Annotated in this window: 24 protein-coding genes and 1 pseudogene; 19 read left to right on the forward strand and 6 right to left on the reverse strand. The window is 41.2% G+C overall.

All coding sequences use genetic code 11. From position 1 onward, the window contains the following. The first annotated feature begins 15 nt into the window (after positions 1-15). From GRQ40_RS01225 to GRQ40_RS01255, 7 genes and pseudogenes are all read left to right on the forward strand, one after another. Positions 16-708, forward strand: a complete 693-nt coding sequence (locus tag GRQ40_RS01225; protein ID WP_159720695.1) for a DUF2705 family protein — start codon at positions 16-18, stop codon at positions 706-708. Then, positions 698-1,426, forward strand: coding sequence for a WxPxxD family membrane protein (locus GRQ40_RS01230; RefSeq protein ID WP_159719205.1), 729 nt, complete (start codon positions 698-700; stop codon positions 1,424-1,426). The genes GRQ40_RS01225 and GRQ40_RS01230 overlap by 11 nt, the downstream gene beginning before the upstream one ends. Beyond that, positions 1,426-2,148: a DUF2705 family protein gene (locus GRQ40_RS01235; protein WP_159719206.1), complete on the forward strand. Its 723-nt coding sequence runs from the start codon at positions 1,426-1,428 to the stop codon at positions 2,146-2,148. The genes GRQ40_RS01230 and GRQ40_RS01235 overlap by 1 nt, the downstream gene beginning before the upstream one ends. A 14-nt stretch (positions 2,149-2,162) precedes the next feature. Further along, on the forward strand, positions 2,163-2,792 hold the full coding sequence (locus GRQ40_RS01240; protein ID WP_159719207.1) for an ATP-binding cassette domain-containing protein: 630 nt from the start codon (positions 2,163-2,165) through the stop codon (positions 2,790-2,792). Then, positions 2,785-3,402 (forward strand): hypothetical protein, encoded by a 618-nt coding sequence (locus tag GRQ40_RS01245; protein WP_159719208.1) that lies wholly within the window; start codon positions 2,785-2,787, stop codon positions 3,400-3,402. Before GRQ40_RS01240 ends, GRQ40_RS01245 begins: the two co-directional genes overlap by 8 nt. A gap of 414 nt (positions 3,403-3,816) precedes the next feature. Next, positions 3,817-4,263 (forward strand): annotated as a pseudogene (locus GRQ40_RS01250) (transposase); the annotation flags it as partial. 174 nt (positions 4,264-4,437) lie between these two features. Next, positions 4,438-5,091 carry an HAD family hydrolase gene (locus GRQ40_RS01255; protein WP_159719209.1) on the forward strand — a complete coding sequence of 218 codons (654 nt, stop codon included), beginning with the start codon at positions 4,438-4,440 and terminating at the stop codon, positions 5,089-5,091. 217 nt (positions 5,092-5,308) lie between these two features. Here the strand turns inward: GRQ40_RS01255 and GRQ40_RS01260 are convergent, their stop codons facing one another. The 4 genes from GRQ40_RS01260 to GRQ40_RS01275 form a co-directional block, all read right to left on the reverse strand. Then, on the reverse strand, positions 5,309-5,980 hold the full coding sequence (locus GRQ40_RS01260; protein ID WP_044742609.1) for a hypothetical protein: 672 nt from the start codon (positions 5,978-5,980) through the stop codon (positions 5,309-5,311). 4 nt (positions 5,981-5,984) lie between these two features. Continuing rightward, positions 5,985-6,668, reverse strand: coding sequence for a GNAT family N-acetyltransferase (locus GRQ40_RS01265; RefSeq protein ID WP_159719210.1), 684 nt, complete (start codon positions 6,666-6,668; stop codon positions 5,985-5,987). 12 nt (positions 6,669-6,680) lie between these two features. Continuing rightward, positions 6,681-7,538, reverse strand: coding sequence for a carbon-nitrogen hydrolase family protein (locus GRQ40_RS01270; RefSeq protein ID WP_080862497.1), 858 nt, complete (start codon positions 7,536-7,538; stop codon positions 6,681-6,683). Between the two features lie 298 nt (positions 7,539-7,836). Further along, positions 7,837-8,202: a transcriptional activator HxlR gene (locus GRQ40_RS01275; RefSeq protein ID WP_044742606.1), complete on the reverse strand. Its 366-nt coding sequence runs from the start codon at positions 8,200-8,202 to the stop codon at positions 7,837-7,839. A gap of 349 nt (positions 8,203-8,551) precedes the next feature. Here GRQ40_RS01275 and GRQ40_RS01280 point away from each other — a divergent pair, with 349 nt between their 5' ends. Together GRQ40_RS01280 and GRQ40_RS01285 are read left to right on the forward strand one after the other, a co-directional pair. After that, on the forward strand, positions 8,552-8,923 hold the full coding sequence (locus GRQ40_RS01280) for an SH3 domain-containing protein (protein WP_066148956.1): 372 nt from the start codon (positions 8,552-8,554) through the stop codon (positions 8,921-8,923). Between the two features lie 428 nt (positions 8,924-9,351). Further along, the gene (locus GRQ40_RS01285; RefSeq protein ID WP_236546378.1) at positions 9,352-10,644 is read left to right on the forward strand and encodes a polysaccharide deacetylase family protein; all 1,293 of its coding nucleotides are present in this window, start codon (positions 9,352-9,354) and stop codon (positions 10,642-10,644) included. A gap of 250 nt (positions 10,645-10,894) precedes the next feature. On the opposite strand, the gene GRQ40_RS01290 is transcribed toward GRQ40_RS01285, so the two are convergent. Next, entirely contained in the window at positions 10,895-11,338 is a 444-nt protein-coding gene (locus tag GRQ40_RS01290) for a VOC family protein (protein WP_159719212.1), read from the reverse strand. A 150-nt stretch (positions 11,339-11,488) separates the two neighbouring features. Here GRQ40_RS01290 and GRQ40_RS01295 point away from each other — a divergent pair, with 150 nt between their 5' ends. The 5 genes from GRQ40_RS01295 (at position 11,489) to GRQ40_RS01315 (ending at position 16,095) form a co-directional block, all read left to right on the forward strand. Next, the gene (locus GRQ40_RS01295) at positions 11,489-12,415 is read left to right on the forward strand and encodes a helix-turn-helix transcriptional regulator (RefSeq protein ID WP_159719213.1); all 927 of its coding nucleotides are present in this window, start codon (positions 11,489-11,491) and stop codon (positions 12,413-12,415) included. A 118-nt stretch (positions 12,416-12,533) separates the two neighbouring features. Next, positions 12,534-13,283, forward strand: coding sequence for an oxygen-insensitive NADPH nitroreductase (gene nfsA, locus GRQ40_RS01300; protein ID WP_159719214.1), 750 nt, complete (start codon positions 12,534-12,536; stop codon positions 13,281-13,283). Between the two features lie 67 nt (positions 13,284-13,350). Continuing rightward, a complete protein-coding gene (locus GRQ40_RS01305; RefSeq protein ID WP_159719215.1) occupies positions 13,351-14,181 on the forward strand; it encodes an AraC family transcriptional regulator in 831 nt (276 codons plus the stop codon). Positions 14,182-14,286: 105 nt separating this feature from the next. Continuing rightward, positions 14,287-15,510 (forward strand): multidrug efflux MFS transporter, encoded by a 1,224-nt coding sequence (locus GRQ40_RS01310; protein WP_159719216.1) that lies wholly within the window; start codon positions 14,287-14,289, stop codon positions 15,508-15,510. A 15-nt stretch (positions 15,511-15,525) separates the two neighbouring features. Next, positions 15,526-16,095, forward strand: coding sequence for a hydrolase (locus GRQ40_RS01315; RefSeq protein WP_159719217.1), 570 nt, complete (start codon positions 15,526-15,528; stop codon positions 16,093-16,095). 458 nt (positions 16,096-16,553) lie between these two features. Here the strand turns inward: GRQ40_RS01315 and GRQ40_RS01320 are convergent, their stop codons facing one another. Continuing rightward, positions 16,554-17,129 carry a helix-turn-helix domain-containing protein gene (locus tag GRQ40_RS01320; protein ID WP_044742600.1) on the reverse strand — a complete coding sequence of 192 codons (576 nt, stop codon included), beginning with the start codon at positions 17,127-17,129 and terminating at the stop codon, positions 16,554-16,556. 211 nt (positions 17,130-17,340) lie between these two features. On the opposite strand from GRQ40_RS01320, the gene GRQ40_RS01325 reads away from it, so the two are divergent. The 5 genes from GRQ40_RS01325 to pdxK all read left to right on the forward strand — a co-directional run bounded on the left by GRQ40_RS01325 (position 17,341) and on the right by pdxK (position 23,003). Further along, positions 17,341-18,033, forward strand: coding sequence for an AzlC family ABC transporter permease (locus GRQ40_RS01325; protein ID WP_044742599.1), 693 nt, complete (start codon positions 17,341-17,343; stop codon positions 18,031-18,033). Then, the gene (locus GRQ40_RS01330) at positions 18,026-18,343 is read left to right on the forward strand and encodes an AzlD domain-containing protein (protein WP_159719218.1); all 318 of its coding nucleotides are present in this window, start codon (positions 18,026-18,028) and stop codon (positions 18,341-18,343) included. Before GRQ40_RS01325 ends, GRQ40_RS01330 begins: the two co-directional genes overlap by 8 nt. Before the next feature lie 431 nt (positions 18,344-18,774). Further along, positions 18,775-20,010: a Zn-dependent hydrolase gene (locus tag GRQ40_RS01335; RefSeq protein WP_159719219.1), complete on the forward strand. Its 1,236-nt coding sequence runs from the start codon at positions 18,775-18,777 to the stop codon at positions 20,008-20,010. Positions 20,011-20,295: 285 nt separating this feature from the next. Further along, positions 20,296-21,786 carry an NCS1 family transporter gene (locus GRQ40_RS01340; protein WP_159719220.1) on the forward strand — a complete coding sequence of 497 codons (1,491 nt, stop codon included), beginning with the start codon at positions 20,296-20,298 and terminating at the stop codon, positions 21,784-21,786. A 419-nt stretch (positions 21,787-22,205) separates the two neighbouring features. Further along, positions 22,206-23,003, forward strand: a complete 798-nt coding sequence (pdxK, locus tag GRQ40_RS01345) for a pyridoxine/pyridoxal/pyridoxamine kinase (protein WP_066148964.1) — start codon at positions 22,206-22,208, stop codon at positions 23,001-23,003. Positions 23,004-23,111 lie beyond the last annotated feature (108 nt).

Consider the following 23,111-nt stretch of genomic DNA (forward strand, 5'->3'; position numbering starts at 1 on the left):
ATTTTGCTTATACCTATGTTAGAAATTGTACAACTGTTAATTTATCAACAAAACTCTGAAGAGACTTTTCATCCAGCTTTTGCCTTCTTTTTATCAGGTTCTAGCATGGGGCACGCACCTCAAATATTGCTAATATGGTTTTTACCAATCTATTTTTTATTGTTGGGAGCCGATGATGCAATTCAAGATTATAAAACAGGTTATCGTACGATTTTGATTAGCAAGGTAGGCAGGAAAAGGTACTTGTTAGAAAAAATCATTACATCTTTTACTATATCTTCTCTATCTATGTTTATCACATTATTTATTAACTTTATACTAGTGTCGATTATTTTTGTTAATGGGACTTTTTCAAAAGGATTAATGGAAATGAGGATTGAAGGAAATAAACTCTTTAACTTTAGTGTAGAACATCCTTTTATTGCGATTATCGTCTTTTCGATAGTCAGTTGTATTCTAGCAGGTCTTGCTGGATCATTGGGAGCAAGTACAAGTTTATTTTTTCTTGATCGAAAATATGCATATGCTTCCTCGTTTTTTATTTGGTTTTTATTAGTTTTAAATAAATATTCTATTATCTATGCTTTTCAACCGTTTACTGAATATGGATTTAATGTAATATTTCCTAGTCTTTTAGTAGCAATAAGTGTTCTTATCATAATTCCATTAATAGTATTTATTTATGGAGTAAGGTCCAATGAAGATTAAACGCTCTATTATCATTATTATGATCACTTTCTTTTTTACTGTTGTATGGTTTTTACAAAGCTCGAATTACCGTGATATTCCAGCGTTAAGATCCGCCAATTTATCTTTATATGATGTGATTATTATTATGAATAACAGTGCATTCGGCTATAGTTCTATGCAAGCATATACTGTATTTTATACTGCACCTTTTCTTATTTTTTTAAATCACCTCTTCTTATCTGAAAATTTGGCTACTATTATAAGAGGAACTAATAGGGAAAAGTTATATATAAGAAGAGTGGTTAAAATTATAATAGCAGCTTTCATGTTTGCTTTCTTACATTCCGGTGTGAACCTATTATTCACAGCTATATTCTTTGACTATTCTTTATTAAAAGAAATGAATTTTACATCAATTTGTCTATTTAATACCGTAGGTTTATTTTTGTTTTACACTAGTGTTGGCTTGATATATGAATTAATAAAAGAGATAAGTCATTCTATAAGCATATCCTTTTTTCTGACTATTGCATTAATAAGTGGTTTATTCTTTTTTGAAAAACTAATGATGACACAGATGTGGGGACCAATAAAAGATTTAGCAATATATAATAAGATGCTGGAAAAGGAATGGACGATTGTCGACTTATTATATATATATGTGAGACAAATTTTTGTTGTTATTTTCTTTTATTTAATTGGTTCTTTTGTATATAAAAGAAAGGACTTTATTTAATGATGATAAATAAAAAATTTTTTCTACTTGTGTTGTTAACAATAATCATGCAGGGTATTTTGCTGGATACGCTTAATTTGATCAATACTAATTTTCCCTTTTTAGATGGAATTCCTATTACTTCTTCCCATGCATTGGAGTATAGATATCTACTGAATTGGTATCTGCCGATTATTGGTATGAGCTTTTACTTCTCTGGATATTTAAGTGATGTGACAAGAATTCATGGTATCGCTTTTTTTGTCAGAACATACAGCAAGTCTAAGTGGATCATCAAACAATATTTACGCATACTAGCGCATCTTTTGCTATTTATTGCACTCCAAATGTTCGTTTCTGTTTTGTTCGATTTAGGCCAATCAACTTTTTCTAAACTGAATTTAATCAAAGCTTTATCTATGTATTTATTAACATTATTAGTGTTACTTAGTATCCAGCTTTTAATTGAATTATATGTAAAAGAAAGTGTTGCCCATTTGATTATTAACATATACATTGTCTTTTCCGTCCTGATAACAAATCAACTACATAGCTTTCCTAAACTATTTCATTACTTTTTCTTACCAGTATATGGGATGGGATTTAGGAACGGATTAAGCCAAGTGCCAAAATTTAAGCTATACACCATAGATTATTTTACAGGTTTCTTTATTTTGCTCATCATTCAAGTTGCCTTAGTTTATTTTTCTACGATTAAAATAAAGAATATGGACTTATTATAAAGAGAGGGTTAAGAATGCTACAAACTCATAATGTAAGTAAAAAAATTAAAAATGCATACGTTTTAAAAAATATTTCCTATACTTTCAAACCTGGCTATATTTATGGGCTCTTTGGGAAAAATGGATCAGGTAAAACAATGCTGCTTCGTACTTTAGCTGGGTTGGTTGTTCCTACTGAGGGTGAAGTTATAGTCAATAATCAAGTACTGCATAAAGATATATCGTTTCCACCAAGCATTGGAATCATTATCGAAAATATGCAATTATTGCCACAATATGATGCTTACACAAATCTTTTCATTTTATCAAAGATAAAGAAAGTAGCTTCAACACATGATATAGAAGAGGCCATAAAAAGAGTGGGATTAGATCCGTTTTCTAAGTTGAAAGTAAAAAAATATTCTTTAGGAATGAAACAAAGGCTGAATATCGCACAAGCGATATTTGAAAAACCTGATATTCTCCTTTTGGATGAACCTACAAATGCGATTGATGATAGCGGAGTGGAATTAATTCATAATCTGCTTTTAGAAGAAAAGAAACGGGGAACTATTATCATCATTGCTAGCCATATCAAAGGGGATATTGAACCTTTATGTGATTTTACTTTGAAAATGAATGAGGGGAACCTAATTCATGAATAAATTCAAATTGACTATTTTCGCTTTTATAGTGGGAATGTGTTCGTTCATTATAGTTTTTCCTTATATTTCCGATCTAATAAACAATTACAGAACTCTAAAAAATCCAGAAGTAGTAACTATAAAAAGCGGAGAATATATTGTAGGTGATGATATTCAGCAAGGAATTTATGATGTAGAAGTAATAAGTGGGAAAGTTAAATTTATGCAGAGAGAATTGTCTGCAAAAGATAGGGTACTAGGTGTTAATCTTCACAATGGAGAACACGTTCAGATAAAGGGACAAGGTAAAGTGAAACTTTCTCCTGCCAACTTTGAGTCGATAGAAATGAGTAAATCAGGTCAGTATGAAATTCACCACTCAGGATTTTATGAAATAGGATTACAATTGCCTGAGGGAGAATATGTATTGAGTTATAAAGGAAAAACAGACAAAGAAAAACCTTTTGTCCAAATATTATCATCTAATAATAGAGATGTTCTTCATACATATGATTTCCATAATAAAGATATTTACAAAATTCCCCTTAAAAAAGGTAATATATTAGAAATTAATAAGTTTTTATTTTTTGAATCTGATGACATTGTGATTAATTTAAAGCCTTTATATTGACTATTTATCCGGAAATATTTGAGGAATACTATTATCAAAAAATATGAAGAGACTAATCGATTATAACCAGTAATTAATACTAAAATGTTGAAGATGTGTTTGGTTAATGGTCAAGTCCGGTGAACTTCTTTGTCATTTGCGTTCCGAACACATTGTCAATGTTAAAAATGTTGATTAAATTTGTAATGGAATCATCGAATCCATCCAACATGATACGGTCATTCAATTCGTGGGAGTTCATAGAACCGCGGCATATGCGATCAAACTAGTAAGTCGTTGCTGTCCGTTTGCCGGTAAAATCTATGGACTCAATTAAAGGTCATTTGATGTTGCATTGAGTAGACAATATAAAATCGAATGATGTGAATGGATGAGGGAGAAAACAGCTGTCGAATCCCATTTAACCTAAGGCGGTGTATCGACGAATTTGTTTTTCGAAAAGGGCATGATGATAGAGTGGCGGCGATGGGAGAAGTGTATTTCATCGAAGCAGGAAAGAAGGAGGAAGCCATTCGAAGCGTATTGGCGTGTGTGTCTTCTTCGGTCCAGTGGGTCGTGAGCGATTTGAAAAAGCCATTCAAGGGGTATATCCAGAAGCGATACGTGTAGCCGATTATGTTTATGTCATTTAGTTGTTTACAGAAGCTTTAGATCGGTACCGTAAAGAGTGCCATCGCAAAAGCACTTGTTAAACGAACAGAAGAAATCATTTCGTTCATATTGTTGCCTTATTCGAATGGTAGAATGGAAGGAACGAACAACAAAATCAAGCTGATCAAACGTCGAAGGGATGGATACAGAAATATCCAACAATTGGCATTACGGGTGCGGCTAGAAACGTCTACCATACTTCAATGGTAGATGCAAGTACAGCTTTTGGTGATGAACTATGATTTTGGAGAATAAGGTACAATATTCATTACCAGGCCTTGATTTATAGATTCCTGTTAAAATATACAGAGGAAGCGTTTTTGGAAACCAATAGCGGAATGGAAGTGTGAATGCAGCAAAATTTTTGGAAAGGGGAGAGCCATTTTGATCAAAGCCATTATTTTTGATTTTGACGGTTTAATTGTAGATACAGAGACAGCTTGGTTTGAGGCTTATAAAGAAGCGATGAATGTCTATGATGTCGATTTGCCGCTTGAACGTTTTGTTCAAACTGTTGGAACAGATAATGCGGCGCTTTATGAATTTGTTCAACAGCAGCTGGGGGAAAACGTCAGCATTGAAGAAATTGAAGCGAAAGCCGCAAGTTTTTATCAAATCAAGATGAAAACCCCTCAAGCGCGTGAAGGGGTAAAGGACTATTTAGAAGAGGCAAAGCAATTGGGCTACAAAATAGCGATTGCTTCAAGTTCTAACAAGGAGTGGGTCATTCACTATTTAAATGAGCTCGGGCTGCTGTCCTATTTTGAAGTGATTATTACAAGTGAAGATGTGGAGAACATCAAACCAGCTCCCGACTTGTATCTAAAAGCGCTGGCTGCTTTAGCTGTCCGTCCTGATGAAGCAGTCGTTTTTGAGGACTCGTTAAATGGGTTGAAAGCCGCTTTGGCCGCGGGATTAAAATGTGTGGTTGTGCCCAATCCTGTCACAAAATTTCTAAACTTTCAACAGCACAGCTTGCGGCTAAATTCGATGGCGGAAAAGCGTTTAGCCGAGGTGATCGAGCTGATCAAAGGATAATGGAGAGGGGCATTTTACATTTATATAAATGTGAAAATCTACTTAGCCGAAAGAGAAATGCGATCATAGTGGCATGGAGTCTTGTGCGGGCATGATTTCTTTTGAAAAGAAGCCAGCTGTTATTTGGCATCGTCTCAAGCAAGACGATCATGCCCGCCGCTTTATATCAGGCAAAATAGGGACACAAGTGAAAATTGAGCCCTTGGAAAAAGACGGGTTACAGATGGAAAAGCACCACCGTATCTCGCGTTTTTAGACGTTCGATCATGTCATACCATGCTTGCGGTTTGTTCGGCAAGACCGCATAGTAGCGTGTTAAAAATGTCACGATAAGCTCAGTCGGAAGTTCATTTACATTTTCGTCCATCGGAAGGAAGCAAAGGTCAAGTCCTTCTACCGCTTCTCCGTCATTGTTCCAGGATGGATGAACATAAGGGAAGTCAAGGCGCTTATAGCCGAGGTGGGACAAGACTTCCCGACGGACATATGGGTCCATCGGCTTCACGCCGCCAAATTCATAATGTTCGACACGATACGGGTCATAAATTTCCGCAAACATGCCAAATAATTGGTTTCCACAAGCGGCTGCCCAAGCGTTTAAGTCTTCTAATCTCTTTTTGGCTAAAAATCGGCCGATTCCAAGTCCCGCTTGCCCGATGATGGTGAAATCCGTCATGGCAATATTGACATCTTCATAATAACGGTACTCTGTTGCGCCCACGACCTTTCCTTCATGAACGGCCACGCATACACGGATTCCCGGATCTTCTAGAGGTTCTTTCCAAAAATCGAATGCTAATACTTCTTCAGGTGGAAATACTTCTTGCATCAATTGGTGCATTTTTTTAAATAAAGGGTCTTCAATACTCGTGATTCTCCGATATTCCATTTCCTCATTCTCCTTGCCGTAATTTTTTCAAAAACGGATTTTTCCATTCCATCAGGACCGCATAGTTACGAGATTCCTCATCCTCCAAATAGTTTTCTACCACTTTCACAGGAGTGCGGCCACAGCGAAGCAGGAATGTAATGACGGGGTCTTTTAATTCGCCTTTGATCACCGCTTCGAGGTATTGCTCCGCTGTCATTTGATCTGCCTTTTGATGATAGCCGGGCATTCTCCCTCCGCCTAACAAACGTTCTAATCCGAGCTGAATGACGACTTCATACATGGAAAGCATCAGCCACTTTCCCAGCCCTAATTTGCGATAGGCGGGGAGTACGCCAATATCGACAACATAAAGCGTATTCCCGTTTGGCTGATGATTGCGAATATAGCCGTGATCGGTAATTTCTTCCCATGTATGTTCCGGATGATTCGGATCAAAATGAACAATGAGCCCGGTCATCGATCCGGCCATTTCGCCATCGACCTCCACACATAAGGCTCCTTCTGGAAAGAGCGTCACGTGGTTTTTTAATTGTTCCGTGTTCCACCATAGTTCAGAAGGAAAGGGAGGTGGGAAGCTTTCCTGTTGAATGCGGATTAAGCCCGGAAAATCTTTTTCTTCATAATTTCGAATCACGGCTCGAACAGGCCGATCGTTCTCAAACACGTAAAGCTCTTTCCAGTACATGATGCTTCCTCCTTATTTCCAATCCGGATATAAATCTGTGCGGCGGTCGCGCCATGTTGTCACCGATCCGCGCTCGCGAACTTGATATAGCAGATCTAAATCAAGATCAGCGGTCACGACCATATCATGATTGATTTCCCCTTCCACTAAAATGCCGCGCGGAGGGAACGGGATGTCATTTGGGGTAATGACAGCCGCTTGGCCGAAGTTCGCGCGCATAAAGTCGACGGTTGGAAGCGAACCGACTGTGCCTGTTGTCACGACATATACTTGATTTTCAATGGCTCTTGCGTGGCTCGTATAGCGAACCCGATGAAATCCATGACGATCATCGGTGCAAGAAGGACAGAAAATCACATCCGCTCCTTTTGCTTTGGCCATGCGAACGATTTCTGGGAACTCAATGTCATAACATGTCAACATCGCAATCGTTCCTTTTTCCGTCTCAAACACTTGCAATCCTTCGCCAGGAGACATGTTCCATTCTTTCACTTCCGTAGGTGTAATATGCAGCTTTGCTTGTTCGGCGACTCTGCCATCTGGATAAAATAAATGAGCCACGTTGTACAATTTGTCACCTTTGCGAATAACATGGGTTCCCGCAATGATATGCATCTTTGTTTTCTTCGCCCAATCTATAAATAAAGAACGATAGGATTCTGTAAAATCAGGCAATTCTTGGATGGTCAAAGGCCGGCCTTTGCCACTTTCGATGGACATCAGTTGGGTGGTAAAAAATTCTGGGAATAACACGAAATCCGCTTCAAATTCTTGGGCGGTTTTTATATAATGCGCCACTTGCTGGGCAAATTCTTTGAATGAGTGGATCGTATGCAAATGATACTGAACAGCAGAAACTCTGATTTTCATCATCCCATGCTCCTTTCTTGACATTCACGGCCGAAATTTTTCATGATTCACCCATGAAATGGTGATACTGATATTATTAGATACATGAGCCATTTTCACAAGTACACACTTTTATAGCACTTAGTGTAAAAAAGTATACTATAGGAAGCGGATGATAGCGTGAAAAGAGGACGGGCAAACGATGAATAAACATTTCGCAAGGACAACCGGCATCTCTCCATGTCCTTGCGACTGAAAAAGCAATCCATCATCTTGATTGATCACATGAATTCCCTAAACCATGCGGGAAAGGGAATGTTTATTTCATAGGCTCGTTGCTGGATACGTGGTCCTTTGCGACCGTCTCCATATAGTTTTTCCCCCATTCATACATGGCATCGAGAATCGGCATGAGGCTTTTTCCGAGCTCTGTTAAAGAATACTCCACTTTTGGAGGTACGACAGGATAGACTTTTCGGTGAATAATGAGGTCTTCTTCCAGTTCCCGCAGTTGATTGACAAGCATTCTCTGAGTAATTCCTGGCATAAGAGCCTTAAGTTCGCTAAATCGCTTTGTTCCTTCTTTTCCAAGATGCCACAAAACTAACATTTTCCATTTGCCGCCGATAACGGCGAGTGTCAATTCTTTTTCGCAATTATACGTTTTTCCACAAACACGTCCCAAATTGGCTCACCTCCGTGTCTATTATAACGAAGATTTCAAACGAAACACCATTTCCGCGCGAGTGGATAAAAGTGTAAAAACCGAGCGGGGAACATGTCCTGATTTTGCCTGCTCATGTGAAAAACGGATCAGAAGGTCTTTTTCTACCTTACGACAAGTTGAACGACCGTTTTTACAGGTTTGTTTGATTATAGTATGATAGGAATATGCTTATGAGAGCGGCTGATTTGTGAAAATCCCTACTTTTCTGTTCGAAGAATGGATTATTTTTAGCGTAGATTCAAAAATAATTTTAAATGATGAATGATATAGTTATAAAGGTGTGTCTTTTTTATTCGGGGGTGTTTTTTTGAAAAGGGATGATAGCAAAACTTATAAAGCAATCAAACAACATAAGAGCCATTATCCGAATCCAATCAAGCTGCGCAAAGGGGAAACGGTTATCATTGGTGAAAAATATAATGGAAATGAAGACTGGAAAAATGGGATATACTGTTTCACTGTTGATAATCGCTTAGAAGGCTGGGTGCCAGAACAAATCATCAAAAAACAAGGGAAACATGGGGTAATTGTAGAGGATTATACGGCGAAAGAATTAGATGTTGAAATCGGTGAACAATTAATAAAATGCAAAGAACTCAATGGGTGGTATTGGATGAAAAAAATAGAAACACTAGAAGAAGGCTGGGTGCCGATTGAGAATGTAGTAGAATTAAAATGAACGTATTCAATCTGAATATCTAGGAGCCTCTGTCCTTTATACTTATGCATGAATATAGTGAAGGATGAATGTAAAAAGCTTCAAAGGATCTGTTTTTGACGATGCAGGTGTCTGAGCGGCATCGTTTTTAGATTCGTCTTTTGGGCGTTTGGTTTACCGTTCGTCCTTTGTCATGCGCTGAAGGCAAGTCCAAAGACTTGCCTTGCGATTGTGGGTTTTTATGAACGTTATGCATTTCGTTTTAAGTTGCATGTATATAGTGAAAACGCTAGTGAATTAGAAGGTGTGACATTTTGAAAACAACGAGACTTCATGACAAGATATTGATTTTTATGATGATCGCAGGAATCGCTCTCAGCCTGTTTTGTTTCATAAAGGGAGATAGGGATAAGGATCAAGATCATCATATCAAAGGAAAAAACGAGAAGATGGAGCATACCAAATACTCTGGTGTGGATATTATCACCAATACGGACGATGAAGAAACGTACCGCAGTGCGATTCATTACCCGAAATTTCAAGGGGAGCGATTAAATCGTGAAATCGGTCAATATGTCAAAAGCACGGAACAAAAATTCCATGAAGAGTTGGGCAAAGGTGATCAAACCTTTTTAAAGAAACGTCCGGCTGTTTTTTACTTGACCTTTGACATTTATCCAGTGATGGATCATATTTATTCTATTGTTTTTCATGAAGAAAGCTATTATGGAGGAGCAAACGGTAATCAACGCGTAAAAGTTTTCATTGTAGATGTGGAAAATGATCAATTCATTAACCAAACAGAGATGATTCAGAATACCGAACAAGCGAAAGAAAAGCTATACCATCTTTTACTGAATGCCTTTAAGCAGTCCAAGCAATACGGTCCATTTTTGTTTGAAGAAGAATTAGAAAATAAAATGAAACAAGATGGTGCATATGCCAATATGTATTTGACTAACCAGTCATTCGTATTTATTTTTGATAAATATGAAGTAACGGCGGGGGCTGCGGGAACGCCTGAAATCTCACTGTCCTATGATCAAGTCAAAAATATTTTAACAGAGAAATGGGCGGATCGGTTAAGCATTATCCCTGATAAGCCGGAAGATTTAACCGTTCCGAATGGAGATCGTGGAAAGGAGTCCCCTTCTAATCCGCCGGCAGAGAAGCCATCATCCCCTCCATCCAAGAGGGTGGCGCTCACCTTTGATGACGGGCCGCACCCGCAGAATACGTTGAAGATATTAAATTTATTAAAAAAGTATGAGGCTAAGGCTACTTTTTTTATGTTAGGAAGCAGGGTTGATTTCTATCCAGACATTACTAAAAAAATAGCGGAGGAAGGGCACGAGTTAGGAAACCATACTTGGGATCACAAAGATCTGACGACTCTTAATAGCGCAGAAATAAGAAAAGAAATTCGCGATACAAATGAGATGATCAAAAAGACAACCGGTCGAGAGCCTACTGTGTTTCGCCCTCCGTACGGTGCCATAAACGATCAAGTCAAGAGAATGGCGGGCATGCCTGTCGTATTATGGACAGTCGATACGTTGGATTGGCAATCTCACGATCCTCATGCTATGCTGCAAATAGTCAAAAAAAATGTGAAAGATGGATCCATCATTTTGATGCACGATATTCATGAATCAACGGCTGAAGCCGTGGAGCCGGTATTGAAATATTTAAAAGATGAAGGCTATACCTTTGTGACGGTTTCAGAATTAGAACAACATTAATGGAAAAAAGAGTGAGAGACTTCTCCGGAAGTGTATGTTAAATAAGATTCATGGCTGCGCATTAAAAAGGAACTTTGTATGGATTTTATCAACACAACGATAGAAAGCCCCGCGGAGAAAATTCCGAGGGGCTTCGTGTTATTGCAAAGTATGCCAATAAAGCGAAGGATCGCCACCAGTTCTGTTGTTTGCTTCTGCTGTCTTCCTGCGGATGAAAAGGAGTCTCGCTAAAGCCGAATAATCCCCATAATTAAAAATTGTGTCTTGTGACAACGAACTGAATGACAAAACCAAATGGATCTCGAATCATGGCATAGCCGGAGCTGAAGGAGTTTGCCTGAAGCGGCATTAATACGGTAACATCTTGCTGCTCCGTAACAGCATCATAAAGCTTTTGAATGGTTGCTTGATCTTTCGATTGTATGCACAAAGAAAAGCTATTTCCAAGTTGCCACGGTCTCGATGGATCTGTCGCTTCTTCGGCAATCATCATCTTATTTTGTCCGATTTCTAGTACCGAATGTGTAATATACTCATCTTGCCCCTCGCTATATTCAAAAGCGGGATCGATTTCTTTCATTTGCTTATAAGTCACTTTTAAAAGCACCTTGGCCTGTAAATATTTTTCGTAAAATGCGATGGCATTCGCCGCCTGGCCGTTTAAAGATAGAAACGGAATCACTTCAAAATTCATATAGCTTCCTCCTGTTTTTCATTCAAGAATGTGTGGATCCATGCATCAATCATCCAGAAAAATTCATCCCCCTCCACATCTTAATTCCCATTGTTTTTTTAGTGTATAATAAAAAGGTGACAGAATAAGGCACCAATAGAGGAGATGTTTATGAAAAAAGCCGAACGATTAAATCTGATGCTTAAATTTATCAATCAAAAAAAGCGGTTTACTTTAAGTGACTTAATGGCTGAATTTCACATTTCCAAAAGAACGGCCCTCCGCGACATCGCTTCGTTGGAAGAAATGGGAGCGCCCATATATGTAGAGTATGGACGGAACGGAGGATATTACTTGCTCAATCAAATGAAATTACCGCCCATCTCCTTTAGTAGCCAAGAAGTGTATGCCCTCTATCTTTCGCTTCAAGTATTAGAAGGATTTACCGATCTCCCGTTTAAAGTCACCTACGAATCGATTCATAAAAAGTTCAATGATGCTTTAAGCGATCAGCAAAAGGAGAAGGTCGCCAGAATCAAAAACAGGGTAGTGTTTTATCAAACGAAACAGGTAACCAAATGTCCCTGTCTGGAGATGATAATGACCGCGATTATTGAGCATAACGTGCTAAAAATCCGTTACCGTGATGCGGAGCGATTGATTCAGCCATTAGTTATTTACGCTTTAAAGGGACATTGGTATTGCCAAAGCTTTGATATGGAAAAGAGGGAATATCGCGTTTTTCGTTGTGACCGCATCTTGCATGCAGAGTTGACGGAAACAGAGCCTTTGACAGAACTGGAGCATATTACGATGTTAAATAGCCACTCTTTATGGAAGCCTTCCGAGAAGGCGATATCGTTTAAGTGTTTACTGGATGACGGCGGGATTGCTATTTTTCAAACCGAGCATTATCCTTCGATGCGGCTTGTTCACGAGGAGAATCACACCTATTTAATAGGCACCTTTGAGCCAAATGAATGGGATTTTATCGTGAGATACTTAAGCAGGTATGGAAAATCGTTAAGAATCATTGAGCCGGAGGAATTGAAAATACATATGAAAGAATATTATATGGATTTCATTCGTCATTTATAAAAAATGAAAAGAATAATGCTGTTACAAAGCTAAAAACCATGAGGAAAAAGGCTGAATTTGTTATGATCATGATGAACCATTCAGAAATTTTGCATGGCTTGTATAGGAGGGAAATCCAATGAATCCAGTCATTGAAACGATTTTACAGCATCGTTCTATTCGGAATTTTGCGGATCGGCCTTTGTCCGATGAGCAAATTCGCACCATTGTCGAGTGCGCCCAAGCAGCCTCTACGTCCAGCTTTATTCAAGCTTACTCAATCATTGGAGTCAAAAATAAAGAGGTGAAACGAAAGCTTGCCGAGCTGGCTGGGAATCAGTCTTATGTAGAGAATAATGGCCACTTTTTTGTCTTTTGCGCGGATTTATATCGCCATCAAATCATTGGTGAAATGGAACATATGGATGTATCGGCGTCATTAGAAAGCACCGAAAAGTTTATGGTCTCCCTGATCGACACGGCATTGGCTGCGCAAAATGCTGTAATAGCGGCGGAGTCGATGGGATTGGGAGTCTGTTATATCGGCGGTTTACGGAACCATTTACCTGAAGTATGCGAGCTCTTAAATATCCCGCAACGGGTCATTCCGTTATTCGGAATTGCCGTAGGATATCCGGCGCAAGCCCCAGACAAAAAGCCGCGTTTGCCTTTTCAGCATATTTACCATGAGGAGACATACCGGCAGGATCGCACAGAGTTCGAAAAACAGTTGGGGCAATATAATGAAGTGATTTCTTCATATTATCAAAAACGCACCAATGGAAAACGGGATGACACATGGACGGAACAAATGGCCAATATGTTAAGTAAGCCAGTCAGAATGTATATGAAGGAATTTGTCGAAAGCCAAGGCTTCAACTTAAAATAGCTTTTATTGCGATATCGGATATGGATGGAAAGCGGGCACAGGAACTATTTTTTACTTTGGAGGCCATATGAAAATTAGTAAGCTTTATTTTCATATTCATTATTGCAATTGGAAGGACTCCCATTCACCGGGAAATCGTTTGCGGAAAGTCGCCAGAACTTTGCAGCATCATGCTTTCCTATTTTTTGATAAAGGGAAGGGCAATTTTACGATCGGAAAAAAGCGATATGCCATTCAAGAAGGCAGGCTGTTTTATGTTGCTCCTCATGTATTCCATTCGCTTGAACTGGATCCAAAGACGCCTTTCTGTTGTCTTACCGTCCATTTTAGCTATGCGAGCGTGCATTTTAATGATCTGCAGTGGGAGGTCAAACAAGAGACGGATATTCTTCCTTTGCCGTCTGTTCAAGAAGTGAAAGACAATTATCAGGTGGGGGATCTGTTTAAAAAATTAGTGGATAGCTGGAATGCGAAGCTGCCCGGATATGAATTTCTTGCGAAAACGCTGCTGCAGCAATTGCTCATTGCCCTTTATCAAAACAATAAAAGGAAAGATCGCAATGATTCTGTCGCTTTAAAAGTGGAAAAAATAATTCAGTATATGCATCAAAATGTGACGCGAAAGATAACGTTGGCTGAATTGTCGGAAATGACACAGCTATCCCCTTCCTATTTGTCGAGAATGTTTAAAGACATTACCGGATATTCTGTGATCGGTTTTTTTAATAAGATCAAAATGGATAAAGCAAAAGAATTAATGATGGAAGGCAATAAAAAAGTGAAAGAAGTGGCGCAGGCGCTTGGGTTTGTTGATGAGTTTTATTTTAGCCGGCTGTTCAAGAGAATGGAAGGGATCAGTCCTTCTGAATTTTATAGCAAAAATGTCCATGGATTATAATATCGTGCATGGTATAAAGCCCATCTGGAAGCTAAAATGAGGATGTGATTGTTCATTGTTCTTGGTGGACAATGGAATGATAAGCAGAAGGAGGGCTTATTTTTTTTGCAAATTTGGAAGAGGAATTTATTGGTCTGCTGGTTTGGAATGTTTGTCACAAGTGTCGGAATGAGCCAGCTTGCGCCCGTATTGCCGCTCTATATTAAGCAGCTTGGCGTTCACAACTCCGCTTCCATTGATCAATTTTCCGGAATGGCTTTTGGGATTACTTATATCATTTCTGCCATTTTTTCGCCGATTTGGGGGCGGGCGGCAGACAAATTTGGACGAAAGCCGATGCTTTTGCGAGCGAGTCTTGGCATGGCCATCGTGATAGGTTGGATGGGATTTGCCCACAATGTGTATGAGCTGATCGGCTTAAGGGCATTGCAAGGAGTGATTACAGGCTATGGTACAGCCTGTACGACCTTGATTGCCACGCAGACGGATCATGAACACGCCGGCTGGGCTCTGGGAACACTTTCAACCGCCAATATCGCTGGTTCTTTGCTCGGGCCATTGATTGGCGGCTTTATCGAAGATCATTTTGGTTTGCAAAATGTCTTTTTGATGACAGGAGCCCTTTTGCTGATCGCCTTTGTGGCCACCGCTTTATTTGTGCAAGAAGTTTTTTCTCGACAAAACCGAGAGGCGCTTAGCAGCAAAGAGGTGTGGAATATTGTTCCTGAAAAAAGCCTGACGATCACGTTGCTTGTCACCTTTTTTATATTGACGCTGGCGATGTATTCGGTTGAACCCGTTATCACTGTATATGTGGCGGAGTTATCCAAAAATGCTGATCATATTGCACTATTAGCTGGAATGGTATTTTCGGCTTCGGGGCTGGCAAACATTATTGCTGCTCCAAGGTTGGGACGGCTTTCGGATCAAATTGGTGCGCAGAAGGTCATATTAGGGGCGTTAATCGTCGCTGGACTCATTTTTATCCCGCAAGCTTTTGTGCATCATCCGTGGCAGTTGATGATTCTTCGCTTTTTATTAGGATTGGCGGCAGCAGGATTGACTCCTTCTGTTAATACGCTAGTAAAAAGAATCACACCGGATTCTTTGACAGGGAGAGTTTTTGGTTTCAGCATGGCCGCAGGGTATTTAGGCGTATTTGGCGGTTCTGTTTTTGGCGGACAAGTGGCCGCTCATTTAGGCGTTCGATATGTCTTTTTGATGACAGGAGCGCTGTTGCTGATCAATGCTTTATGGGTTTATGTGAAGGTGTATAAAAAGCTTAATTTACAACAAGAGACAATCTATATGAAAAGCAAAATATTATAATGAGGAGAGAGCGCGATGAATGAAAACATTAAAGCGGAGAAAACAGCACTTGTCGTCATTGATCTGCAAACAGGAATTGTCAATAGATCACATTCTCCTTACACAGGAGCACAAGTGGTTGAAAATGCCAATAAATTAGTGCATGCATTCACACAGAAGGGGGCTTTTGTTGTTCTTGTTAAAGTTTCCTCTCTAGATGGGAAGGATATGTTACAGCCGCCTACAGACTTGAAAGCCCAGTCGATCTCGTTTCCGGAAGGGTGGGATCGTTTAGTGCCTGAATTCGATCAGATCCCAAATGTCCATGTAATCACAAAAAGACAATGGGGCGCATTTTATGGTACGGAGCTTGATTTGCAGCTGCGCCGCCGCGGAATTGAGACGATTGTGTTATGCGGAATTTCTACTTCCATTGGTGTAGACACGACCGCACGGGAAGCATATCAGCATGGTTATCAGCAAATCTTTGTGGAAGACGCCATGACGGCTGCAACAAAAGAAGAGCATGAGTATGTTTGTCGATATATTTTTCCGAGAATCGGCCGAATTCGAACAAGTCAGGAAGTGCTTGAGCTTCTTGTTTAACGTGCCCCACCGCAAAATCTCCCGTCCCTAAACGAAGTGAAGGTGGGGAGGGGCATTATATGGAAGCAGCCAATCACCTATAAGCCCGATGTGGCGAAAAAGGATAAGTGATTTCAAACGGGCAGACATATGAAACGGGTTGCATCAAAACGAGGCCTATCATTTGTGACTCTTTCAACACACGCAGTGGATTTTGCCATGATCCTAAGCGTGTGTTTTTTGATATACGCTCATCCGCTTATCATCAAAGATGGAACTTATAACCGCCGCAAAAGCACCCTGTTTTTGCGGCGGCAGGAGGCAAGTCACTCGCTTGCCTCGGTTGTGCTCAAGTGTGATTCGACCGCTGAACAACCAGCCGCTTCTAGGCCCATTCATCTGTCCGTATGGGGTGTGGTTTAACTTGCTAAATATTGACACATTATATTGTATCGATATGGTGTGAACTCCTCATAGCATCATGAGGAAGGAACGTATGAAATAACAAAATGCAAAATCGCCAGCGCTGAAGAGGGATTGATATATTTATGAGGGCGATCTCCTTTAAAGCGGATCGAGTCGAACTCTTCTAAATGATACGTTTGTCCGTCTACCTCCACTGCTAGTTGTCCAGACATAACCGTCACAAATTCAACCACCCCTGGCCGATGGGCTTCTGAAGTATATTCTCCATATGGCTGCAAATATCCGCGATACAGTTCCATAGAACCGTGGGAGTGAAATAACGGTTCAGCAATGAATACCTCGTTGGAGCTGCTCAATTTAAGAGCATCCTGCTTCCTTGCGATGGAGACCTCTGCTTCGATCGATAATAGTGCCGTAATGGGAATATGGAGGCCATTGGCGATTCTCCAGATGACGGATAAGGTTGGATTGGCTTCTCCATGTTCAATTTTAAGTAGTGTTAATTTACTGACACCGGTTTGTTTAGCTAGTGCTTCGATACTCATTCCTTTACTGATTCGAAATTGCCGGAGATTGGCGCCGATGCGCTTTCCTACATTTTGTTCTTCAAAGGCTGCTTCCTTGTTCATGTTGACCTCCTTTATCAATAACATTATATATTTTATTAAATGAAAAAGTATATTTTAGTATACAAAATGTAATTTTTTATATTATAATATATTATAAGTATATTTTATTATATCAGCTTTTTCTCTCCTTATATACTATAAAGTTTTTCTTTGAAGGACAGGCGGGAATGAGTAAGTAGGGTTCATTTCAACATAAGGAGTGGTAAGTAAAATGAGCGATAAAAAGAAATCTTGGAAAGATGGGATAGCTGAAGCACTGCCGCTGGCCATTGCGATCGGGGCATACGGATTGTCTTACGGTGTGCTTGCTGTACAAGCGCACTTTAGCTGGATCAGTGCGGTGGCGATGTCTATGTTTGTCTTTTCTGGCTCTGTTCAACTGATAACCGTGGCAATGCTTACTTCGGGAGCTAGTGTCGGCAGTGTTTTCGTTACCGCCACACTACTTAATTTGCGTAACTTATTATACGGTGCTGCTCTTGCTGAAGGCATTGCGCCCGCGAAGAAATGGCGCTGGCTTCTCTCCTTTGGTGTATCTGATGAACCTTTTGTATTAGGAAGCTCGCGGTTTAAGAAGTATGGACCGGATCCGCTTTATTTTGCGGTTGTGGCCGGAACCTTTTATTTTGTTTGGGTGGTCTCCTCATTGGTTGGTTCGCTCATGAGCAATCAAGCCGACCCGCAAAAATGGGGGCTGGATTTGGCCTTTCCGGTGACGTTTGCTGCTCTGCTCATTCCGGGCATTAGAGAAAAACCGGCGGTAGCGACGGCACTGGCTGCTGTCTTCATTGCGCTTGGGCTTGAAGCTTGGCAGCCAGGAAATGAGTGGACCATTATTGTGACTGGAATGGTCGCGCCGTTTGCGGGTCTTTATTGGAGCAGGGGGGCTCAACAACATGCTTAACCATTGGCTTCTGATCGGTTTACTATCTGTTTCTACTTATCTGACGCGGCTGCTCGGTGTGGAAGTAATGGCGGGGCGCCGGATGAGTCCAGTTTTACGCTTGTATTTTAGCTATGTGCCGATTGGCATTATGTCTGCACTTATTATCAAACAAGTTTTTCTTCCCGCAGGCGGGGAGCTAACCTTCTCGCCGTCTGTTTTGCTCAGCTGCTTAGCTGCGGCTATCGTGATGAAAATCAGCAACCTGTTTCTTCCTTCTGTTGTAGTTGGCGTTGTCATAGGTTGGTTTGTTCGCTATTTTGGAGGATAGGAGGACCGTGTTATATATTTGCAACCTATTCAAATTAAATCATTAACATACCTGAAATAGCCGACAAGGGAAATCGTATGCGAACATCCTGCATACGGTTTTTTATCATATCGTACAATGGATATCTTGTCCTTTTTCAAGAATCAAGCGCCGTCGTCTCGGTTGCGCTTTTCTTATGAACAAAAGAAGTGAATGGGCATGCCCGTGCTATTCTCCCAATCGCTGGAATATCATGTTATCATGGGCTGAATGAGTTCCATTGATAAGTCCAGTGGTTTTTACATTTTGTATGGCAAACGAAGAATAAGAGTTACATAATGTGTAATGAAATATAACATCAGACATCATTATAATAAAACATAATGAATATTTATTGTTTTCGGAATAATAAAAATATAAAAATGCCTGTTTGAAAGGAGCGAACGTTTTATATGGAAACACAAAAACGATTATTAGTCAATGGCGACAGATTGAAGGAAACATTGGAAACATTCGCTGATTTTGGCCGTACAGTTCATAACGGCGTTACACGATTAGCGTTGTCGAAAGAAGATCAGCAGGCGCGAAATTATTTTTGTGAATGCTGCAAACAGCTGGGAATGTCCATAAAAGTAGATGATATGGGGACCATTTATGCGACGTTGCCAGGAGTAGAAAACAAGCCGCCCATTGTCATCGGTTCTCATCTCGATACGGTAAAAAAAGGCGGTCGTTTTGATGGGGTATTAGGGGTGGCCGCCGGTTTGGAAGTAGCCCGTACATTAGTAGAAAATCAATTTCAACCAAAAATTCCGCTGACGATTGTCAATTTTACCAATGAAGAAGGAGCAAGATTCGAGCCGTCCATGATGGCGTCAGGAGTTTTATCAGGCAAATTTGCGAAGGAAGTGATGCTGCAAAAGGCAGATGCGGATGGAGTGACGTTTGCGGAAGCCTTGAAAGCAAGCGGATATGCCGGGCAGCCGGAAAACCGTTTAACCGAGGCAACCGCTTTTATTGAACTGCATATTGAACAAGGGCCTATATTGGAGCAAGAATCATTAACCATTGGCGTAGTGGAATGCGTCGTAGGCATGGTGTGTTATGAAATCGAGGTAACTGGAGAATCCAATCATGCGGGAACGACACCAATGACGATGAGAAAGGATGCCTTGTTTAAGGCTAACGAACTTATCATGGAAGCGCGCCGCCGGCTTGGATCACTGGATCAGGCGCTTGTCTTTACAATTGGCAGAATGGACGTCTCTCCTAATATTCATACGGTGATTCCAAACAAAGTCGTGTTTTCTCTGGAAGCGAGACATCAGAATCCGGATATCATCAAGCAGGTCGAACGCATCATTCAAGGATTGACGCAGACATCGGAAGCGGATAGCTGCACGGTAACTGTAAAGAAATTGTGGGGGCGGGATACGGTTTGGTTTGACAGCAGGCTTTGCCAACAGCTGGAGCAATCGGCGCAGTCGCTAGGATACTCATATAAAAGAATGGTGAGCGGAGCGGGGCATGATGCGCAATTTATCGCCAGTTATATACCGACGGCGATGATTTTTGTGCCGAGTGTTAAAGGAAAGAGTCATTGTGAAGAAGAGTTGACGGCGTGGAAGGATTGCGAAAAGGGCGTGAATGTTTTGCTTGATGCTGTTTGCGCACTGCAATCGATCTAAAACAGCGCTCTTGAAGGAGGAAGGGCTACAGCTGCTCTCGTTATGTAGCAAAAAGATTGAAACGAGTAGGATCAACGGAGACCGATTTCTTCTTCGCAGATTCATGAAGCGAAAGGGGGGCTTTGCTAGTTTCAAAGCTATTGAATGGGGCCGTGAAACGGTTCGTTCTTCGGCCCTCTAACCGTCGTGCGAATGGCCATACGAAACATTCTGGAGAATAGATGGCGAGTTCTGTGGTGAAGCTAGAGTCCGTTGAGAATGTATAAGGAAAAGGGAGGTATACCCATGGCGAAGAAGAGCAATTATTTGAAGTCTCCAGATTTGCTTCCGATTGGGCAGTCGGAAAGAAATATAGGAACGTTTGGCTTTGCTGTGATTTGGGTGGGAATGGCGATTGTGCTGGCTGCATTTGCCATTGGCGGATCGGCGATCCAAAGCTTGCCGCTATGGCTTGTCATCGTGGCTACGCTGCTAGGGTCTATCGGTATCGGGGTCTTTATGGTTATTATTGGGGATATTGGCGTCGAGCACGGGCTTTCCTTTCCTGTTTATATGAGGGCTCCGTTCGGAACCATCGGGACTCATATTCCTTCGATCGTGCGCGGAGTAACAGCCGCCTGCTGGTTTGGAATTAACACCTATTTTGGAGCTTCCGCTATGAACGGAATTTTACATTTATTAGTCGGATTTGATAATTGGTTTCTTTGTTTTCTTTTGTTCGCGGCGGTCCAGCTCCTGAATACGGCACTCGGAATCAAATCAATTGAACGATTTGCGGATTTAGCTGCGCCCATTATTATTTTAATTTCCTGTTGGATGTATATCGCCTTATCGGACCAAGCGGCAGAAGCGGGCAAAGACATTTGGTCATGGGTGGAAAGTCCGGCGACAGGAGGAGCCGCTTTTACAGCATTTATGATTATTGTGATGGCTAATATGGGCTTTTGGGGAACATTGGCGGCGGATATGCCGTCATTATCGCGGTTTTTTAAAGCGCCTGCGTATGAGCGCAACTGGTTTAAGCGCAATAAAACCCAGCTTGTGGGCAGTTTGATTGTTATGCCGATTTTTAATACATTTATGGTGACGATTGGAGCTGTATCTTATATGGCTGTTTCCAGCGCTGATCCTGTTGCGGCGTTGCAACAAACAGCCAGCGGCTTTATTCTTGGAATTTTACTGCTGATGATTGTGCTGGCGCAATGGTCTACGAATACGTCTGCGAATGTCATCCCGGCGGCGACGATTTTTTCCAATGTCGGCGGTCCCAAGGTGCCGTTTTGGGTGGGAGTGATAGTGGCCGGAATCATTGGAATTCTCGCTCAGCCATGGAGTTTGTTTGATGTGCTCAACACCGCATTATTGATTATTGGCGCCATTTTATCTTCCATTGTTGGCATTTTGTTCGCTGATTATTATTTGCTTCGCAAGCGGCGAGTCAATGTAGCAGAGCTTTACGAAATGAATGGGCAATACCGGTATCACAAGGGCTTTAACTGGGCCGGCATGATCGCTTGGATCGGGGGAGGGCTTATTGCGAATCTGTTTCCGGCCTATTCGTCGCTTGTCGGCTTTGTAGCCGGTGCGCTCTTTTATTATGTGCTGGCCAAATATTGGTGGTTTAAAAAATATCCTCAAGCGGAAATGGAAGAGCCGAGGGATGAGAAATATTTGGGGATCACTGTTGGACGCGACTGGCGCATCGCGACAGATGAAGAAGCTTATATGGCGCCAGAAATCGCTCATTCACCAGCGATGGAGGCGAAGGAAAATTAAGAGATAAGTTCAGCGGAATCTTGGCGTTTCTTCCTTCATATTTCTATTGTTGGTGTTACATTTGTATGACACGGTGCCATTCGTCGTTGAAAGGGGCAAGCGAAGAGCTTGGCTCTTTTTTTATGGCAGTGGGTCAACCCTGAAGACTGCTGCGTTTTTATATAATATAACAACCATATGCGTGACACATTCATTCGTTCACCGCAAATCATCCATGCATCCATGCCGAATCATTATGGAAAAGCGAAAAAGGTAACGTTTTTTGATAGGCTGTTGTCGCTCGTTTCGTTTATAATATAGTGATAGAAACTTCCTGTTCCCTGCTTTTGGCTGAGTACTGCCGGGGGCTCATGGGAAAGGGATGATAAAAAGATCATTCATATCTATTTTCATTCTGTAGGGTAAAGGGGAATCGGGATATGTTGCAAAAAGCCTTAACGATTGCTGGCTCCGATACAAGCGGCGGTGCCGGCATTCAAGCAGATTTAAAAACGTTTCAAGAGCTTAATGTATATGGAATGACGGCTCTTACGACCATTGTCACAATGGATCCAGAAACCTGGCAGCACCGAGTATTTCCATTAGGAACGGATGTGCTAGAATCTCAATTGCAGACTGCCTTTTCTGCTGGGATCGATGCTTTGAAAACAGGAATGCTCGGTTCGGTGGAGGTCATTGAGTTAGCGGCAGCCTATATTGACAAATACGAAATGGAGCGAGTGGTGATTGATCCAGTTATGGTATGCAAAGGGGAAAATGAAGTGCTACATCCTGAAACAACCGACGCTTTGCGGGATGTCCTTGTCAAGCATGCGCTCATTGTAACTCCGAACCTATTCGAAGCGAGCCAGCTGGCAAAAAGCGAACCCATTCGAACATTGGATGATATGAAACAAGCGGCCACGACTATTTATGAACTGGGCGCAAAGTATGTATTAATTAAAGGCGGCAAGCAATTGCAGCACGAAAAAGCCATTGATTTATTGTATGACGGAAAAGAATATCGCCTATTTGAAGCAGAAAAAGTAGAAACAACGTTTAATCACGGCGCTGGCTGTACGTATGCTGCGGCCATTACGGCAGAGCTTGCGAAGGGCCGGACTGTCGAAGATGCCGTTGGATTGGCCAAGCAATTTATCTCAAAAGCGGTCCGCCATGGCTTCCGTCTCAATGATTTTGTCGGTCCGGTGATGCATGCGGCCCACCGCCGTTTTTAACACATCCACCGAGAGTCTCTCACCTCTAAACGAAGTGAAGGTGGTGGAGGTTCATAAGCACGACTATAATAGGACTCATGGCCCCTTATAGCCTTAGCTGTTTTTCCG

It is taken from the genome of Anoxybacillus sp. PDR2, assembly GCF_009834045.1.
Lineage (GTDB): Bacteria > Bacillota > Bacilli > Bacillales > Anoxybacillaceae > Anoxybacteroides > Anoxybacteroides rupiense.

Excerpts from the sequence above, each read along its gene's own strand:
- GRQ40_RS01225 (WP_159720695.1), top strand. The coding sequence starts at position 16 with ATGTTAGAAATTGTACAACTGTTAATTTATCAACAAAACTCTGAAGAG.
- GRQ40_RS01230 (WP_159719205.1), top strand. The coding sequence starts at position 698 with ATGAAGATTAAACGCTCTATTATCATTATTATGATCACTTTCTTTTTT.
- GRQ40_RS01235 (WP_159719206.1), top strand. The coding sequence starts at position 1,426 with ATGATGATAAATAAAAAATTTTTTCTACTTGTGTTGTTAACAATAATC.
- GRQ40_RS01240 (WP_159719207.1), top strand. The coding sequence starts at position 2,163 with ATGCTACAAACTCATAATGTAAGTAAAAAAATTAAAAATGCATACGTT.
- GRQ40_RS01245 (WP_159719208.1), top strand. The coding sequence starts at position 2,785 with ATGAATAAATTCAAATTGACTATTTTCGCTTTTATAGTGGGAATGTGT.
- GRQ40_RS01260 (WP_044742609.1), bottom strand. The coding sequence starts at position 5,980 with ATGGAATATCGGAGAATCACGAGTATTGAAGACCCTTTATTTAAAAAA.
- GRQ40_RS01265 (WP_159719210.1), bottom strand. The coding sequence starts at position 6,668 with ATGTACTGGAAAGAGCTTTACGTGTTTGAGAACGATCGGCCTGTTCGA.
- GRQ40_RS01270 (WP_080862497.1), bottom strand. The coding sequence starts at position 7,538 with ATGAAAATCAGAGTTTCTGCTGTTCAGTATCATTTGCATACGATCCAC.
- GRQ40_RS01285 (WP_236546378.1), top strand. The coding sequence starts at position 9,352 with ATGGAGCATACCAAATACTCTGGTGTGGATATTATCACCAATACGGAC.
- GRQ40_RS01290 (WP_159719212.1), bottom strand. The coding sequence starts at position 11,338 with ATGAATTTTGAAGTGATTCCGTTTCTATCTTTAAACGGCCAGGCGGCG.
- GRQ40_RS01295 (WP_159719213.1), top strand. The coding sequence starts at position 11,489 with ATGAAAAAAGCCGAACGATTAAATCTGATGCTTAAATTTATCAATCAA.
- nfsA (WP_159719214.1), top strand. The coding sequence starts at position 12,534 with ATGAATCCAGTCATTGAAACGATTTTACAGCATCGTTCTATTCGGAAT.
- GRQ40_RS01305 (WP_159719215.1), top strand. The coding sequence starts at position 13,351 with ATGAAAATTAGTAAGCTTTATTTTCATATTCATTATTGCAATTGGAAG.
- GRQ40_RS01315 (WP_159719217.1), top strand. The coding sequence starts at position 15,526 with ATGAATGAAAACATTAAAGCGGAGAAAACAGCACTTGTCGTCATTGAT.
- GRQ40_RS01320 (WP_044742600.1), bottom strand. The coding sequence starts at position 17,129 with ATGAACAAGGAAGCAGCCTTTGAAGAACAAAATGTAGGAAAGCGCATC.
- GRQ40_RS01325 (WP_044742599.1), top strand. The coding sequence starts at position 17,341 with ATGAGCGATAAAAAGAAATCTTGGAAAGATGGGATAGCTGAAGCACTG.
- GRQ40_RS01330 (WP_159719218.1), top strand. The coding sequence starts at position 18,026 with ATGCTTAACCATTGGCTTCTGATCGGTTTACTATCTGTTTCTACTTAT.
- GRQ40_RS01335 (WP_159719219.1), top strand. The coding sequence starts at position 18,775 with ATGGAAACACAAAAACGATTATTAGTCAATGGCGACAGATTGAAGGAA.
- GRQ40_RS01340 (WP_159719220.1), top strand. The coding sequence starts at position 20,296 with ATGGCGAAGAAGAGCAATTATTTGAAGTCTCCAGATTTGCTTCCGATT.
- pdxK (WP_066148964.1), top strand. The coding sequence starts at position 22,206 with ATGTTGCAAAAAGCCTTAACGATTGCTGGCTCCGATACAAGCGGCGGT.